The sequence below is a fragment of the Porphyromonas sp. oral taxon 278 str. W7784 genome (assembly GCF_000467855.2).
GTDB lineage: Bacteria > Bacteroidota > Bacteroidia > Bacteroidales > Porphyromonadaceae > Porphyromonas.
In genome coordinates this window covers 62,705-78,268 of sequence record NZ_KI259241.1, presented here as the reverse complement: position 1 = coordinate 78,268, position 15,564 = coordinate 62,705, and the positions used below count along the sequence as shown (strand labels likewise).

Below are 15,564 nucleotides of genomic sequence, written 5' to 3'. Positions count from 1 at the left end.
TCGTCTCGACGACCTACAGTAGGTTTTTTCTGACCCCTTCAGAAGTAGCTCCACAGCAGGCTTTGTGGCGGGGGTATTTTTCGACGGAAGAAGAGCCTTCGACGACGGGGCGAATCTCGGGCTGTTTGCGCTAGATTCCGTACCTTTGCCCGACATTGTGTTATTATTATGAGTATCGTACAAGCTGAAGACTATCACGTGCCTGTCATGCTACAGGAGTGCCTCGAGGGCATGCAACTACGCCCAGAGGGGTGCTATGTAGATGTGACCTTCGGTGGCGGAGGCCATTCGCGTGCGATACTGGAGCACCTTACCTCGGGTGGGCATCTCTACTCCTTTGACCAAGATCCGGATGCTGCCTCGCGAGCTGTCGAGGGGGAGCAGTTCACCTTCATCGCTTCGAACTTCCGTCACCTGGAGCGCTTCATGGACTACTATGGGCGTCTGGGGCAGGTGGATGCGCTCCTGGCTGACCTCGGCGTCTCATCCCATCACTTCGATGATATGGAGCGAGGCTTTAGCTTCAGAGACGAAGCTCCCCTGCTGGATATGCGCATGAACAATCGGGCGGGTCGCTCGGCTCGGGATATACTCAACGAGTACGACGAAGCGATGCTTGCCGACATCTTCTATCGCTACGGCGAACTGAAGCAGAGCCGTCAGATCGCTCGCCGTATCGTGCAGGCTCGCTCGGCCTCGCCACTGCAGCGAGTGGGGGATCTGACTGCAGTCGTCCGTCCCCTAGTACGCCCAGATCAGGAGAAGAAGCAACTCTCCTGCATCTTCCAAGCGCTACGTATCGAAGTCAACGGTGAACTGAATGCGCTCGAGGAACTACTCGAGAGCACCAAGCAGGTCCTTCGCCCTGGGGGAAGGCTCGTCATCATGACCTATCACTCTCTGGAAGATCGCCTCGTGAAGAACTTCCTTCGCCAGGGTGATGACAGCGACGATGCCCGTATCTATGGGGCTTCCTCCGCCTCGTGGAAGCTTGTTACTCGCAAGCCTATTACCCCCTCGGCCGAGGAGGTCGCCCGCAATCCTCGTGCTCGTAGCGCTAAGCTTCGCATCGCAGAGCTTCTCTGACGCTCACCCCGTAGTTCCTATCCTTAAGACTTAGTTCATTTGATCCCGATGATGATAGATCAGCAGCAATACCCTGACCAGGAGTCCCAAGCTCAGCCTTGGGCGGATGAGCCAGCTTCTTCCCAAGAGCCCCTCGGCGAAGAAGAGGAGGCCGACCGCAATCTCCTCGAATGGATCGAGAACGACCTCTGGGGACTTCCTGTCCTGCGCAATAACCGCCGATTCATCCTCTTCTGTCTCTTCCTTGGGGCAATCGCCATCGCTTGGCCCTACTTCTATCAGGGGAGTCTTCGGGAGATCACTTCGCTGGAGGAGAAGCTCAAGGATATACGCTACAAGTCGCTCTATACCTCGGCAGCGCTCATCGAATATGAGCGGATCAACAACATCGTGGACAAGGTCAGCCAGTACCAGCTCCAGCTGGTGCCCGCTACCCAGCCTCCCTATCTCCTCGTCGACTCCGGACAGTACCCTCTGGCTCGTCCGCACTGACCCCGCTCTGCAGTCTCTTCCCCTCTGAGCTCTCATGACTTCACGTACTCGATCGCATGTTTAAGGCCTTCTTCTCTGGGATACGCACCCTCACTCTCGGACTCATCAGTAAGTCTCATAGAGGAGTCGAATGGCACCGCCTGACCCACGACCGCTTCCCCTGGATCGTCGCCCTCGTGACGCTGGTGATGATCCTGGTGATGATACGCATCGTCCTCTTTATCCTCAGTCCCGATGGGGCGGAGTATGCCCGCCGTGCTGCCTCCGTCAACCCTCCCCGACAGGTGAGAGAGGAGCCCATGCGTGGATCGATCCACGCCCGTGATGGTCGCCCGATCGCCGTGACTTCTCCTATCTACCGACTCTTCATCGACTTCAGAGCTGAGGCACTAGCCCCCTTGCGTAAGCCCTTGCCTCCGAGAGGAGGGAGCAAGAAGGATTCCCTACAGCGAGCTAAGGTATTGGAGCTACGAGCAGAGTTCGACGCAGGCCTTGACTCCCTAGCGGAACTGATGGCTACGACCTTCGATCTCTCCGCTCGCAAGCTGACCAAGTCGAAGCTCAAGGAGCGTTGGCGCCGAGCCTTCGCTACGGGAGATCGTCACTGCGCTGTCTACCCAGCGGACGTGACCTATGTACAGTACAAAGCCTTCGAGAATGCCGCTCCCTTTGCCCCCATCAAGACCAAGAAGGGCGGTACTCGAACGAGCCTCTTCTCCAAGCTCGTCTACACGGAGAATGAGACCCGCCGTATCTATCCTTTTGGTTCGCTCGCTTACCGCACCATCGGTCAGCTCTACGACCGCACGAAGGATGGACTCACCGAACCCAAGTCCGGTCTAGAGCTACGCTACAACAACTTCCTCCGTGGGGAAGTCGGACGAAGCCTCTTCTTCTATAATATGGGGAAGTACGAGCACATCGTCCGTCAGCCCGCCGTCGATGGCGCCAGCGTCTATACCACCCTCGACATGAACATCCAGAGCATCGTGGAGCGCAACCTCCGTGAGCAGCTCTCCCAGCTCGAGGCAGAGAGCGGGACGGTCGTCCTGATGGAAGTGAAGACGGGTAAGGTGGTAGCGATCTCCAACCTCCAGCGTGCTGCACCGGGTGTCTACCGGGAGACGACGAATATGGCAGTGGCGGACCTTAGTGAGCCCGGCTCTACCTTCAAGGTCGCCTCTATGATGGTAGCCCTCGACGATGGAGTGATCCATCCCAACGATACTATCGATGTAGGCAACGGTCTCTGGTCGTACAAGGGGCGGACGGTGCGTGACCACAATGCCCACCATGGTGGCTATGGTCGCCTCTCTGCAGCTCAGACCATCGTCAAGTCAAGTAATGTCGGTGTCGCTAAGATCATCACCAAGGCCTATGAGAATCGCCCTGATGAGTACGTCCAGAAGCTACGTGAGCTCGGCTTCGGCTACGACCTAGAGCTCGAGATCGAAGGCTATGCACGAGCTCGCATTCGCAAGCGTGCCGACGATCCGAACCGATGGTTCAATACGACCCTAGCCTGGATGTCTTACGGCTACGAGACCCAGGTGCCTCCGATCTATACGCTCGCCTTCTTCAACGCGATCGCCAACGGTGGTCGCTACATGCGCCCCTACTTCGTCACTGAGATCCGTCGCCGTGATGAGATCCTCAAGACCTTCGAGCCTCGGGTCATCAAGGAGCAGATCTGTAAGCCCGAGACCCTGCAAGCTATTCAGGAAATGCTCCGCCGTGTCGTGACCGAAGGGACGGGAAAGAAAGCCCGCTCTCCCTTCGTGGCGATCAGCGGGAAGAGCGGTACGGCTCAGCTGTCCTCAGGCCGTGGTGGCTATGTGGACTCTACGGGGCATGTGCGCCATCAGGTATCCTTCTGCGCCTACTTCCCCTCCGAAGCTCCGAAGTACTCCTGCATCGCTGTGATCCGCAAGCCCTCTAGCCAGTTCAGTGCTGGTGGTGGGGTGATGGCCGCTCCGATCATCCGGCGCATCGCAGAGAGCCTCCTTGCTCTCGAAGATCCTATCCCTCTGGATTCCCTCCATGTATCCTCCTCACCAAAGGCCTACACGAAGCAGATAGCTTCGGGTCGGGCTTCCTCCGTGCTCTCCATGATGAGCCAGCTGGGCCTTCCTGCCCCACGTATGCCTAAGGATGCTGGTCTCTACGTGCAGGTCGATACCGCACTGCATGCTACTTCACGTACCCAGCCAGCAGGGCGTATCCCTTCGGTCATCGGTATGAGTGCTATGGATGCTGCCTATCTCCTCAGACGTATGGGTTACCAGCCCCGCCTCAAGGGTGCTGGTAATGTCCTTGGCCAATCCATATCTGCAGGCACTGTCGCCTCCCCAGGGACAGAGGTCGTCCTGGAGCTTGGGTATCCGAACTAACCCCTTCTGATTCTTATTCGCATCGCTACGATGACACTGATCGAACTCCTTCAAGGAATATCCTATACCACCCCCTCAGACCAGGCTCTGCTGGAGCAACTGGAGATCACCAAGATCACCGAAGACTCTCGAGCCGTCACGGCGGGTACACTCTTCGTTGCTCTACGAGGCACTCAGGCTGATGGGCATCGCTTCATCCCTTCGGCGATCGAGGCGGGAAGCCGTGCGATTGTCCTAGAGACTCTTCCCGAAGAGCTACAGGAAGGTGTGGCCTACATCGTCGTCCCTTCCTCTTCTGAAGTGCTGGGCCTCTTGAGCTCTGCCCTGCATGGTCATCCCTCCCGACAGCTCACGGTCGTCGGAGTCACGGGTACGAATGGCAAGACAACTATAGCTACACTGCTCTTTCGCCTCTTCCGTGCTCTTGGCTATCGCTGTGGTCTGCTGAGCACCGTCTGTAACTACATCGAGGACGAAGCTATCAGCGCTACGCATACGACACCCTCTGCGCCCGAACTGCAGGCACTACTGGGACGGATGCGTGATGCTGGCTGTACACATGTCTTCATGGAGGTCAGTTCGCACGCTCTGGCACAGCACCGGGTCGCTGGGCTACACTTCCGTGGGGGGATCTTCACTAACCTCACCCGAGACCACCTAGACTACCATGGCTCTGTGCAGGAATACCTGCGAGCCAAGAAGAGCTTCTTCGATGGTCTGGGGAAGGAAGCCTTCGCACTGACCAATGTCGATGACAAGAACGGGCTCGTGATGCTCCAGAACACCCGAGCAGGGAAGTACAGCTATGCCCTACGCTCCTCTGCCGACTATCGGGCGGAGATCCTCGAGCAGTACCCCTACGGTACACAGATACGTATCGACGGAAGAGAGGTGCTCGTCCGTCTGGTCGGTGAATTCAATATCTACAATCTCCTTGCTGTCTATGGTGCGGCACTCCTGCTGGGTCTAGCCAAGGAGGATGTACTCATCCAGCTCAGTCAGCTCACGGCAGTCGACGGGCGCTTCCAGAGCTTCATCTCGGAGAAGCGGGGCTATATCGCCATCGTCGACTACGCTCATACCCCCGATGCGCTAGCTAATGTCCTCGAGACGATCCAGGAGCTGAAGGGTCGGAAGGCAGAGGTCATCTGTGTCGTCGGCTGTGGTGGCGACAGAGACCGAGGTAAGCGCCCCATCATGGCGCAGGAGGCTGCTCGCCGATCGGACCGAGTGATCCTCACCTCTGACAATCCACGCTCGGAAGATCCTCAGACGATCATCGCAGAGATGAAGGCTGGACTTAGCCCAGAGGACCTAAGCCGTACGCTCTCCATCACCGATCGGGCTGAAGCCATCCGCACGGCTACGATGCTAGCGAAGGCGGGGGACATCATCCTCATCGCAGGCAAGGGTCACGAGACCTACCAAGAGATAGCAGGGGTGCGTCATCACTTCGATGACCGAGAGATCCTGCTGGAGCAGTTCGCCCACGAAGTATAGTTTTTCTCCATACGTAATGATTTATCACCTCTTTGACTACCTGATGCGTCAGGGTATCGCTTTACCATTCTCTCGACTATTCACTTACGTCTCCTTCCGTGTAGGGATGGCGGTCATCCTTGCCCTGCTGATCAGCACGATCTGGGGGGGGCGCATCATCCATTTCCTCCAGCGCAAGCAGATTGGCGAACTCGTCCGTGACCTCGGTCTCGAAGGGGAGCAGACGAAGAAGGGCACCCCTACGATGGGTGGGATCATCATCATCATGGCGATCCTGATCCCTACGCTCCTTTTCGCTCGACTCGACAATATCTACATCCTCTTGATGATCGTCACGACGGTCCTGATGGGGCTCTTGGGCTTCGCCGACGACTATATCAAGGTCTTCAAGAAGGACAAGAATGGACTCAAGGAGCACTACAAGATCCTCGGGCAAGTCTTCCTGGGGCTCATCGTCGGCGTGACGCTCTATCTAAGCCCCTCGGTCGTCATCAAGCGCAATAGCGAAGTGGTACGTGAGGGCGGTGCTCGAGAGATCCGCTTCGAGACGACCGACACCAAGAGCCTAGCTACCTCGATCCCCTTTATCAAGAACAATAACCTCGACTATTCGGAGATTATCCCTCTGAAGGACCCTGCGATGAAGAAGATCCTTGGGGTGACGATCTTCATCATGATGACGGTGGTCGTCGTGATGCTCCTGTCCAATGGGGTGAACCTCACCGACGGCGTCGACGGACTTGCCTCGGGATCGTCGGCGATCGTCGGCGTAGTCCTGGGGATACTCGCCTATGTCTCCTCGCACCACGACATGGCGGGCTACCTCAATACGATGTTCATCCCCGGTGCCGAAGAGCTGGTGATCTTCGCTGCTACCCTCGTCGGGGCGACGGCGGGCTTCCTCTGGTACAATTCCTATCCTGCACAGGTCTTCATGGGTGATACGGGTAGTCTCGCTCTGGGGGGGATCATCGGGGTCTTTGCTATCCTCATCCGCAAGGAGCTTCTGCTGCCCATCCTCTGCGGGATCTTCATCGCTGAGTTCACCTCCTCATTCATCCAGCGCTTCTACTTCAAGTTCACCCGTATGCGTACGGGTAAGGGCGTACGTGTCTTCAAGATGGCGCCCCTGCATCACCACTTCCAGCTTCCTGGCGGAGTAGCCACTGATAGCCTCCTGAAGCGTCCTGTGGCGAAGATCCCTGAAGCCAAGCTGACCATGCGCTTCTGGCTCATCGGTATCATCCTAGCGGTGATGACCATCGTCACGCTCAAGATCAGATAGCCCCTGCCCGACGTGATCCAGATAGATGACAAGATCGTCAGCCAAGATCTCTTCGATGTGCTCTTTGTCTGCGACTATGATACCTGCAAGGGAGCTTGCTGTGTCGAGGGGGAGAGTGGTGCTCCCTTAGATCCAGGGGAGGCCGATGCTCTGAGGCGCTGTCTCCCTGAGGTGCGCCACCTACTGTCCCCTACAGCGCTCCAGATCATCGAGGAGCAAGGCGTCAGCTACTTCGATGAAGATGGGGATGAAGTCACCTCGATCGTCCACGGCAAGGACTGTGTCTTCACCACCTATGATGAGCAGGGACGCTGTGCCTGTGCTCTGGAGAAGGTCTACCGTGAGGGTAAGACCGACTTCATCAAACCCCTGAGCTGTCAGCTCTATCCCATCCGCCTGACGAAGTACCCGAGCTTCACCGCTGTGAACTATCACAAGTGGTCGATCTGCAAGTGTGCCCTCAAGCTAGGGCGCAAGCTACAGGTACCCGTCTACCGCTTCCTCCGTGACCCGATCGTCAGGGCCTTCGGTGAGGAGTTCTACACCCAGCTCGAAGAGGTAGCTGCCCTGCTGGAGGCCGAGAAGGCTGAGGCGGGAAGCACGGGGAATTAGTCCCCCTTCCTTCGGGCGTTTCTCCTTCCACTTTTCCCTTCCAAATCATCCTGCTCGCTGACCCCTTGAGAGGGCGCTCCGTGAGCGAGTTTCCGACGCCTCTCACGTGACCCCTTCTGACGACCTACGGTAGGTCGTCCTTGCGACCCACGGTAGATCGTCAGGCGACCTACAGTAGGTTTTTTCGACGACCTACCGTAGGTCGGTTTTGAGGGCCTCCGAAGAGTCTATACTACAGGGCTGATTCCTTCCCCTCTCTTTCGGCTGTGAAGGCTCGTGGGGTAGGGCGAAGGCAAGCGATCCCAGTTGATAGTCCGTCTTCTGGGGGAGTGGCTCGAGGTATTCTCGACCTTCTTATGGGGTGAGAGGGAACGTTTCGAATAAATTTTAAGATCTTTGTAAGGCAAATCCATCCACGTTATTATAATATCAGATAGACAATATGAATAAAAGTGCACTCCAGCAGGCGCGTAGCAAGTACGCTCCTAAGCTCCCCAAGGCTCTCGAGGGGAATGTCAAGGCTGTCCTTGGCGAGGCTACTAAGAGCGTTAGCGACCAGGAAGCTATCGCTGCCCTCTTCCCCAATACCTACGGTCTGCCTAAGCTGACCTTCGAAGCAACTGCCGAAGCAGTAGCTAGCCAGCCCATCAACGTCGGTGTCATCCTCTCGGGTGGTCAGGCTCCTGGCGGGCACAACGTCATCGCAGGTATCTTCGATGGTGTGAAGAAGATCAACGCTGATGGTCGCCTCTATGGCTTCCTCATGGGTCCTGATGGTCTCGTCCAGCACAACTATATCGAGCTGACGGCCGACATCATCGACGAGTATCGCAACACGGGTGGCTTCGACATCATCGGCTCGGGTCGTACCAAGCTCGAGGAGAAGGAGCAGTTCGACAAGGGCCTCGAAGTCCTCAAGAAGCTCGATATCCGTGCGCTCGTCATCATCGGTGGTGACGACTCCAACACCAACGCTGCAGTCCTGGCTGAATACTACAAGAGCATCGGTGCTCCCGTTCAGGTCATCGGTTGCCCCAAGACCATCGACGGTGACCTGAAGAACGAACAGATCGAGACCTCCTTCGGCTTCGATACCGCTACCAAGGTCTATGCTGAAGTCATCGGCAACATCCAGCGTGACTGTAACTCTGCCCGCAAGTACTGGCACTTCATCAAGCTCATGGGTCGCTCGGCTTCGCACATCGCCCTCGAGTGCGCCCTGCAGGTACAGCCCAACGTCGCTATCATCAGCGAAGAGGTCGAGGCTAAGAACCAGACCCTCGACGACGTCATCACCTATATCGCTGAGGTCGTAGCCGCTCGTGCTGCCAAGGGTGAGAATTTCGGTACGGTCCTCATCCCCGAAGGGCTCATCGAGTTCATCCCTGCCTTCAAGGCGCTGATCGCTGAACTCAATGATTACCTCGCTCACCATGAGGCAGAGTTCCGTGCAGTCCCTGCTGATGAGCAGCGTGCCTATATCGCTGAGCACCTCAGCGCTGCTAATTCCTCCCTCTACGCTAGCCTCCCTGCTACGGTAGCTCGCCAGCTGACACTCGACCGTGACCCCCACGGCAACGTCCAGGTGTCACTCATCGAGACGGAGAAGCTCCTGGCAGAGATGGTCGCTACCAAGCTCGCAGCTTGGAAGGAAGAAGGGCGCTACGCTGGTAAGTTCTCTCCTCTGACGCACTTTTTCGGCTACGAAGGTCGCTGTGCTATGCCTTCGAACTTCGATGCTGACTACTGCTACGCACTAGGCCGTACGGCTGCTCAGCTCATCGCTGCGGGCGTCACCGGCTACATGAGCTCCGTGCAGAACCTCACAGCTCCTGCCGCCGAATGGATCGCTGGTGGTATCCCCACGACGATGATGATGAACATGGAGCGCCGTCATGGTGAGATGAAGCCTGTCATCCAGAAGGCTCTTGTCGACCTTCAGGGCAAGCCCTTCGCCTTCTTCGCTGCACACCGTGCAGAGTGGGCTAAGGACACCTGCTTCATCTACCCTGGTCCTATCCAGTTCTACGGTGATCCCGAGCTCTGCGACCAGCCTTCACGCACGCTCGCTCTCGAGCAGTCTAAGTAAGCCCTCAGACTCACGCCACTTAAATAGAGTCCGCCCGACCTCCCTCGTGGGAAGTCGGGCGGACTTCTTTCTTCCTCCTAGATGCAGGAGAAGTACCCTCTCTGGCTGGGAAAAAGAGCGCTCCATCATAGCTCCCTGTAGTCACCCATTCATGGGTCGCTCGGGTGACCCATGAATGGGTTCCTCTTGCGACCCATGAATGGGTCCCTTTTGGAGACCACCTTGGGGTGGTCTCTGATCGGGGTGTATAAATGTGGGGAGAAGGGCTATCCCTCTCTCCAAGCTCGTGTATCCCTCCCTTCTCCTAGGATACTAAAGAGTCCGCCCGAGCACCTACATGGGGCGCTCGGGCGGACTCTTTTTGTATTCGCCTTGGGGCTATCGAAGCATCTGACGGTAGTGCTTGTCGATCTCCCGACGGGCCTCTTCGGTGGGCTGGAAGGCTTCCGAGGACATGCCCTTCAGGACCTCTTCATCCTCCTTCTCGCTGAGCTTAGGGATGAAGACATTGACATTGACCAGCAGGTCGCCCTTGCCATAGCCATTGACCGAAGGCAGACCCTTACCACGTAGGCGAAGGACCTTACCGGGCTGGGTGCCGGCGGCGATATTCACACGAGCCTTCCCCCCGATGGTAGGTACTTCGACCGTACCACCCTGAGCCGCCGTAGCGACCGAGATGAGGAGGTTGTAGATCAGATCATTGCCATTGCGGATGAGGTTAGGATCTTCCTCCTCGTGGATGACGACCTGTAGGTCACCTGGGACACCACCTCGGGGAGCAGCGTTCCCCTTACCTTGGATGCTGAACTGCATCCCTTCGGCCACCCCGGCAGGGATGTGGAAGGAGACGACTTCCTCACCGATCTGTGTCCCCTTACCCTTACAGAAGGAGCAGGGCTTGGTAATCACCTCACCCGTACCCTCACAGGTAGGGCAGACAGACTGGGTCTGCATCATGCCGAAGATGCTACGCTGGGCGGAGATGACCACCCCAGAGCCGTGACAGGTAGAGCACTGCTGCTTGCCGTCGGACTCCATCGTACCATCGCCGTGGCAGTGGGAGCAGGGTACTTGCTTCTTGAGCTTGAGCTTCTTCTCGAGCCCCTTGTCTATTTCCTCGAGGGTGAGGCGTACTCGTGCCCTCAGGTCAGTGCCACGGAGTACCTGACGGCCTCCGCCACCACCGCCGAATCCACCGAACCCACCAAAGCCGCCGAAGCCTCCTCCGCCGAAGAGGTCTCCGAAGCGACTGAAGATGTCCTCCATGGACATACCTCCACCGCCGAAGCCACCTCCGCTAGAGGCGCTACTGCCGACACCTGCATGACCGAACTGGTCATAGCGCTGGCGCTTCTCGGGATCGCTGAGTACATCGTATGCCTCGGCAAGCTCCTTGAACTTCTCTTCGGCTTCCTTGTCCCCAGGGTTCTTGTCTGGGTGATACTGTATGGCGAGCTTACGATAGGCCTTCTTCAGCTCATCGGCTGAAGCGCCCTTCGATACGCCTAGGACTTCATAGTAATCTCTTTTCTGTGCCATAGATCGATCTCGCTTAGCTATTACTGTCCGACGACGACGGAGGCATGGCGAAGGACCTTGTCATGGAGCTTGTAGCCCTTCTTCACGCAGTCGATGATCTTGCCCTTGAGCTCTTTGCTGGGAGCGGGGAAGGTGGCTATCGCTTCGTGAAGCTCTTCGTCGAAGGGAGCTTCCTCAGTAGTGATGGGGGTGACGCCCTGACGGCTCAAGTAGTCTGCGAACTTAGCATAGATCAGATGCATGCCTTCCTTCAGAGCATCGAGGTCAGTGGCCTTGTCGAGGTTCTGTAGGGCGATGTCGAGGTCATCGACGACGGGGAGCAGTTCGGTCAGCACCTTCTCTCCCCCGCTACGGATCAGTTCGCTCTTCTCCTTGAGGGTACGCTTGCGGTAGTTGTCGTATTCGGCTACGAGGCGTAGATGCGCATCCTTGAGCTTGTCGAGTTCGCTCTGGAGCTGCTCTTCTGAGGATCGTGCATCGGGCGTAGTGTCCGCCAATTCTTCACCCTCAGCGTTGGGAGAGGTGTTTGACTGACAATTTGTCTCCTCTTCGGGGAGCTTCGTCTCATCTACTAGCTGGGGATCTTTGATTTCTTCACTCATATCATGTATTGTTATTTACTTAGTACAGAGAGCTTACCCACGCCCCGAGGGGGTGCATAGGTAGGCTGGAGCGCCCCGCTGACTCACGAGGGAGGGGAGGCGCTACTAGGGCGTGTGCAAATATGATACCAAGGGGTGGGTCTTCACCCGTGGAAAGGTGAGAAATAGGGGTGAAGTACCGAGGTGAAATGGAAAGAGCTACCAAGCTCCCCAGCAAAGGGGTAGCTTGGTAGCTCGATGTCTCTTGGGGCTAGGCCCGAGGGACTACTTGCGCTCTCCCAGTTCCTTATCCAGGAAGAGGAGCGAATGTCCTTCGCTGAGACGGATGCGATCGATGAGGGTCGTAGCGTTAGCTTCTTCTTCGACCTGCTCACGGATGTACTTCCAGAAGAAGTCCTGAGAAGGCATATCCTTCTCTTCGGCTGCGAGGCGTACGAGGGCTTCGATCTTCTCAGAGACGAGGCACTCATGCGCATAGGTCTTCTCGGCGATCTCTAGTGCGGAGGAGAAGTTGGTCTCTACGGCATCAACAGCCTTGATCTCTACACGCCCGCCACGGGAGATGACATAGCGCATCATGTCCTCAGCGTGCTCCAGCTCCTCGCGGTACTGCTGGAAGAACCAGTGAGCAAAGCCATCGAGGCCCTGCTGAGCGAAGTAAGCGGACATGGAGAGGTACGTGTTCGCGGAGAACATCTCAAAATTGATCTGCTCATTGATGGCAGACTGCATTCTTTCAGTGAACTTCATAAGAGCTCTTTAATCTTGATAATCGTGATAAAATAGTGAACCGTGATAGAGTAGTCCCAGAGGCTTCTCTTGGGGAGGATCCCCCAGGGGCTACACATAGAAAAGGAGGAAAAGCGTGCATTTGTTCATCACGGCGTGAACAAATACCTCGGAGTCAAAGTTTGGAGAAGTCCAGCTCGGTGACCGAGCCGAAGTCGGGGAGGGTAGCGAAGGCGTCGACCAGACGTGTAGTACCAGCCAGAGCCCGAGCGCAGTTGATCACACCGCCGTGGCAGAAGACGAGGATCTGCCCCAGTCCCTCACGGCGCTTCTCCCGAAGGAAGTCCTCTACACGGCTGTACTGCATCACCAGAGATTCGCCCTCGGGGGTAGGGTGCTCGATGTAGCGAGCGAAGAACTCGTCGACGGGCTCATCATGGATGATCTCCGCCCAGGGACGTCCCTCCCAGAGGCCGAAGTTCATCTCCTTGAGCCGATCATCTAGGAGGGCTTCGGGGTGACCGCAGTAGGAGGCGAGCTTACGAGCTCGCTGTAGAGGGGAGGAGAAGACAGCATCGAAGCTGAGCCCACGGAGTGCACGGAGCGTCACCTCGGCTTCCTCAGCGAAGGTGGGGCGCACATCGATGTCGGTCTCCCCATAGCAGGTCTCATTGCCGTCCCAGAGGACGGAGGTGTGGCGTACGATATAGGCTTTCATCGGCAGGGGGTAGCTCGTTAGTCTTCATCATCGTAGGAGCGGAAGCGACCCTGAGGGCGTTGCTTAGGGCGCTCGGAGCGAGCACTGCCACGACGACCGCTATTGTGATGCCGTAGGAGGCGCTCGTCGAAGGTATCTTCCTCCTCGCCCCAGCCAGAGAGACGAGCCTGGTGCTGCCGCTTGTTCTCGGGGTTGTTCTTGCTGGTCTTGCGTAGGGCCGCACTCTTGGGTGCTGCCTGGAGGCGCTGACTCTCGGCACGCTCACTACGGCGGTCCTTAGAGCGGGGGCGCTCACTGTCCTTCTTGAGCTTGCTCTGGAGCTTCTCCTCGGCAGCATGCTCCTGGAGGAGCTCCTTCACGGGGAGGTCTACTTCGTCGAAGAAGACGGTATCCGTCTCCGAGACAAGGTCGGAGAGCTGGGCACGCCGCCCGTTGATCTTGACACGACCCTGGCGGATGTACTCCTCGACATCACGACGCGAGCCTAAGCCTGCATCGCTGATGAGCTTGTTGATTCTTAGTTTCATTTGTTGATAAAATGCGGGTAGGGTAGGGGCGGGAGCTTCTGCAGAGGATCCCCCTAGTCCTCTAGGAGTGAGATGACTGCCTGGACGATGCGCTCGGGTGCTAAGGCTCGAGAGCAGGCGAAGTGCTCCCCCGTGTGGCAGCGCTTGTTGTTGCCGAAGATACTGCACGGTCTACGTGGTGCATCCTCGGGTTGAAGACAGTCTTCCCAGCGCTGACCGATACCTAGGAAGCCCGCTGCGGGGTGTGTACAGCACCAGACGGAGAAGACCCGGGTGCCGACGAGTGAGGCTAGATGCATGTTGGCGCTATCCATCGAGATCATCGCCCGGAGGGAGGCCATGAGGATGAGTTCGTTGGAGAGGTCCAGCTGTCCGGCTACCGAGCGTAGATGCTGGCGCCCTTGTGCCCATTCCTCAAGGGTGGCTTGCTCCCTGCCTCGCCCTCCGAAGAGGAAGATCTCGAAGCGCTCGGTCTCCTCTAGCTGACGGACAGCCTGAAGCATGAGCCCGAGGTCGTAGGTCTTAGCGGGAGTGGAGGCGAAGGGCGCTATACCGAGGCGGATCCGCTCGCTCCCTCGTGAGAGGAGCTCAGGGTGAAGGCGCTCGAAGGTGGAGCGTATCGACGGGTGGATAGCTACGGGCGGGATGCCCTCGGGGACAGTAAGTCCGGCCGATCTGAAGACCTGCTGGTAGAGGCTCCACATCGGCGGTAGGGGGGTGAGGTCTTTCTTTGGGTCGTCGGCGACGAGTCGTCTACGCTCCCGTCGGGGCTTCACTAGATGCTGGCAGGGGACACCCGTCAGGCGAAGGAGGCCACGGAGACACTTCGTCCTCAGCACATCATGTAGATCCAGCACGGCGTCGAAGTGCTCACGTCTCAGACGCTGGGCATAGCGCACCAGTCCGAGGAAGCTATGCTCCTCCCGGCGTATGTCTATAGCCATCGCCTCGACATTGTCAGGGGCGTCCAGGAGGAGCTCCGTCAGGAAGGGCTGGGTGAGTAGGATGAACTCGTGCTGCTCGTTGGCTCGTGCCACGGCATAGAGCACCTGTATGAGCATCGCTACATCGCCCATGGCCGAGAGGCGGATGATGAGATATCGAGCCACGTGGAGAGATTCGCTAGGGACGGGGATGAGGGTGAGGCTAGAGTGTCTGACCCTTGAGCATGGGGTTGAGCTCGGGGTCGTTGTACATCTTCATCTGCTTGTAGACCTTCATGTACTTACGCCCAGCGGGGATATCCTCCAGGAGCTCATCGATGGCTGTGGAGAGATCTCGCTCTTGCTCGAGGAGGACCTGTAGCTTGGAGCTACACTTCTCTCGAAGTGCTTCGTCGGAGCCTGCACTCTTGATGGCCTTGTTCATGTTGTAGATCTTCAGCTCGAGGATGGAGAGTCGGTCGATGGCCCACGCTGGGCTCTCGGTGTTGATCTTGGCATCGGGCAGAGGCTTGACGTCGGCAAACTGGGTGAAGAAGAAGCTATCGATGAGCTCGACCAGATCGGTACGCTCCTGATTGCTTCGGTCGATACGACGCTTGATCTTGAGCGCTTCGACGGGATCGATCTCAGGGTCTCGGATGATGTCCTCGAGACACCACTGGGCGTTGTCGATCCAGTTCTTGCGGAAGAGGTCGTGCTCGATGGTGTGTGCTGGGTAAGGATTGCCCGAACAGGGGGTGTCGACACTGCCCCGGAGTTCGTACTCGTGGATGGCCTCCTTGAAGATGCGGATGGCTAGTTGGCTGAACGGCTTCATAATAGTCATAGCGCCTTGGGATGTGAGGGATATAGCGCCTACCAAAGATAATGAAAAAGGCTAATTTCCTACCAAGGAAACGTCAATTCTCTTACCTCGGCTTCGGAGGCCTCCGCAAGCCCTTTCTCCGAGGCACTTCGAAGGGGGTGAAAAACGACCCACGGTAGGTCGCCTCGACGACCTACTGTGGGTCGTCCTTACGACCTACTGTAGGTTTTTTCGGCGACCTAC

At 57.4% G+C, this 15,564-nt stretch carries 14 protein-coding genes; 7 read left to right on the top strand and 7 right to left on the bottom strand.

What is annotated here, in order from left to right; translation table 11 throughout:
• Window positions 1-168 precede the first annotated feature (168 nt).
• From rsmH to HMPREF1556_RS05480, 7 genes are all read left to right on the top strand, one after another.
• A complete protein-coding gene (rsmH, locus tag HMPREF1556_RS05510; RefSeq protein ID WP_021667354.1) occupies window positions 169-1,086 on the top strand; it encodes a 16S rRNA (cytosine(1402)-N(4))-methyltransferase RsmH in 918 nt (305 codons plus the stop codon).
• A gap of 48 nt (window positions 1,087-1,134) precedes the next feature.
• Complete coding sequence (locus tag HMPREF1556_RS05505) at window positions 1,135-1,578, top strand: FtsL-like putative cell division protein (protein WP_021667353.1); 444 nt, start codon at window positions 1,135-1,137, stop codon at window positions 1,576-1,578.
• A gap of 56 nt (window positions 1,579-1,634) precedes the next feature.
• On the top strand, window positions 1,635-3,968 hold the full coding sequence (locus tag HMPREF1556_RS05500; RefSeq protein ID WP_021667352.1) for a penicillin-binding protein: 2,334 nt from the start codon (window positions 1,635-1,637) through the stop codon (window positions 3,966-3,968).
• Between the two features lie 30 nt (window positions 3,969-3,998).
• The gene (locus HMPREF1556_RS05495) at window positions 3,999-5,468 is read left to right on the top strand and encodes a UDP-N-acetylmuramoyl-L-alanyl-D-glutamate--2,6-diaminopimelate ligase (protein WP_021667351.1); all 1,470 of its coding nucleotides are present in this window, start codon (window positions 3,999-4,001) and stop codon (window positions 5,466-5,468) included.
• A gap of 16 nt (window positions 5,469-5,484) precedes the next feature.
• Entirely contained in the window at window positions 5,485-6,753 is a 1,269-nt protein-coding gene (mraY, locus tag HMPREF1556_RS05490; RefSeq protein WP_021667350.1) for a phospho-N-acetylmuramoyl-pentapeptide-transferase, read from the top strand.
• A 12-nt stretch (window positions 6,754-6,765) separates the two neighbouring features.
• Window positions 6,766-7,365: a DUF3109 family protein gene (locus HMPREF1556_RS05485; protein WP_021667349.1), complete on the top strand. Its 600-nt coding sequence runs from the start codon at window positions 6,766-6,768 to the stop codon at window positions 7,363-7,365.
• Window positions 7,366-7,807: 442 nt separating this feature from the next.
• A complete protein-coding gene (locus HMPREF1556_RS05480; RefSeq protein WP_021667347.1) occupies window positions 7,808-9,454 on the top strand; it encodes a diphosphate--fructose-6-phosphate 1-phosphotransferase in 1,647 nt (548 codons plus the stop codon).
• Between the two features lie 378 nt (window positions 9,455-9,832).
• Here the strand turns inward: HMPREF1556_RS05480 and dnaJ are convergent, their stop codons facing one another.
• The 7 genes from dnaJ to HMPREF1556_RS05445 form a co-directional block, all read right to left on the bottom strand.
• Window positions 9,833-10,996, bottom strand: coding sequence for a molecular chaperone DnaJ (dnaJ, locus tag HMPREF1556_RS05475; protein ID WP_021667345.1), 1,164 nt, complete (start codon window positions 10,994-10,996; stop codon window positions 9,833-9,835).
• 20 nt (window positions 10,997-11,016) lie between these two features.
• Window positions 11,017-11,598: a nucleotide exchange factor GrpE gene (locus tag HMPREF1556_RS05470; protein ID WP_021667344.1), complete on the bottom strand. Its 582-nt coding sequence runs from the start codon at window positions 11,596-11,598 to the stop codon at window positions 11,017-11,019.
• Window positions 11,599-11,862: 264 nt separating this feature from the next.
• Window positions 11,863-12,348, bottom strand: coding sequence for a ferritin (locus tag HMPREF1556_RS05465; protein WP_021667342.1), 486 nt, complete (start codon window positions 12,346-12,348; stop codon window positions 11,863-11,865).
• A gap of 154 nt (window positions 12,349-12,502) precedes the next feature.
• A complete protein-coding gene (cobC, locus tag HMPREF1556_RS05460; protein ID WP_021667341.1) occupies window positions 12,503-13,045 on the bottom strand; it encodes an alpha-ribazole phosphatase family protein in 543 nt (180 codons plus the stop codon).
• A 17-nt stretch (window positions 13,046-13,062) separates the two neighbouring features.
• Window positions 13,063-13,572 carry a S4 domain-containing protein gene (locus HMPREF1556_RS05455; protein ID WP_021667340.1) on the bottom strand — a complete coding sequence of 170 codons (510 nt, stop codon included), beginning with the start codon at window positions 13,570-13,572 and terminating at the stop codon, window positions 13,063-13,065.
• A 53-nt stretch (window positions 13,573-13,625) separates the two neighbouring features.
• Window positions 13,626-14,681 (bottom strand): glycosyltransferase family 9 protein, encoded by a 1,056-nt coding sequence (locus HMPREF1556_RS05450; RefSeq protein WP_044125288.1) that lies wholly within the window; start codon window positions 14,679-14,681, stop codon window positions 13,626-13,628.
• A gap of 37 nt (window positions 14,682-14,718) precedes the next feature.
• Window positions 14,719-15,333 (bottom strand): DUF4254 domain-containing protein, encoded by a 615-nt coding sequence (locus tag HMPREF1556_RS05445; protein WP_369795592.1) that lies wholly within the window; start codon window positions 15,331-15,333, stop codon window positions 14,719-14,721.
• Window positions 15,334-15,564 lie beyond the last annotated feature (231 nt).

Coding starts and splice junctions, on each gene's coding strand:
- rsmH (WP_021667354.1), top strand. CDS start 169: ATGAGTATCGTACAAGCTGAAGACTATCACGTGCCTGTCATGCTACAG.
- HMPREF1556_RS05505 (WP_021667353.1), top strand. CDS start 1,135: ATGATGATAGATCAGCAGCAATACCCTGACCAGGAGTCCCAAGCTCAG.
- HMPREF1556_RS05500 (WP_021667352.1), top strand. CDS start 1,635: ATGTTTAAGGCCTTCTTCTCTGGGATACGCACCCTCACTCTCGGACTC.
- HMPREF1556_RS05495 (WP_021667351.1), top strand. CDS start 3,999: ATGACACTGATCGAACTCCTTCAAGGAATATCCTATACCACCCCCTCA.
- mraY (WP_021667350.1), top strand. CDS start 5,485: ATGATTTATCACCTCTTTGACTACCTGATGCGTCAGGGTATCGCTTTA.
- HMPREF1556_RS05480 (WP_021667347.1), top strand. CDS start 7,808: ATGAATAAAAGTGCACTCCAGCAGGCGCGTAGCAAGTACGCTCCTAAG.
- dnaJ (WP_021667345.1), bottom strand. CDS start 10,996: ATGGCACAGAAAAGAGATTACTATGAAGTCCTAGGCGTATCGAAGGGC.
- HMPREF1556_RS05470 (WP_021667344.1), bottom strand. CDS start 11,598: ATGAGTGAAGAAATCAAAGATCCCCAGCTAGTAGATGAGACGAAGCTC.
- HMPREF1556_RS05465 (WP_021667342.1), bottom strand. CDS start 12,348: ATGAAGTTCACTGAAAGAATGCAGTCTGCCATCAATGAGCAGATCAAT.
- cobC (WP_021667341.1), bottom strand. CDS start 13,045: ATGAAAGCCTATATCGTACGCCACACCTCCGTCCTCTGGGACGGCAAT.
- HMPREF1556_RS05455 (WP_021667340.1), bottom strand. CDS start 13,572: ATGAAACTAAGAATCAACAAGCTCATCAGCGATGCAGGCTTAGGCTCG.
- HMPREF1556_RS05445 (WP_369795592.1), bottom strand. CDS start 15,333: ATGAAGCCGTTCAGCCAACTAGCCATCCGCATCTTCAAGGAGGCCATC.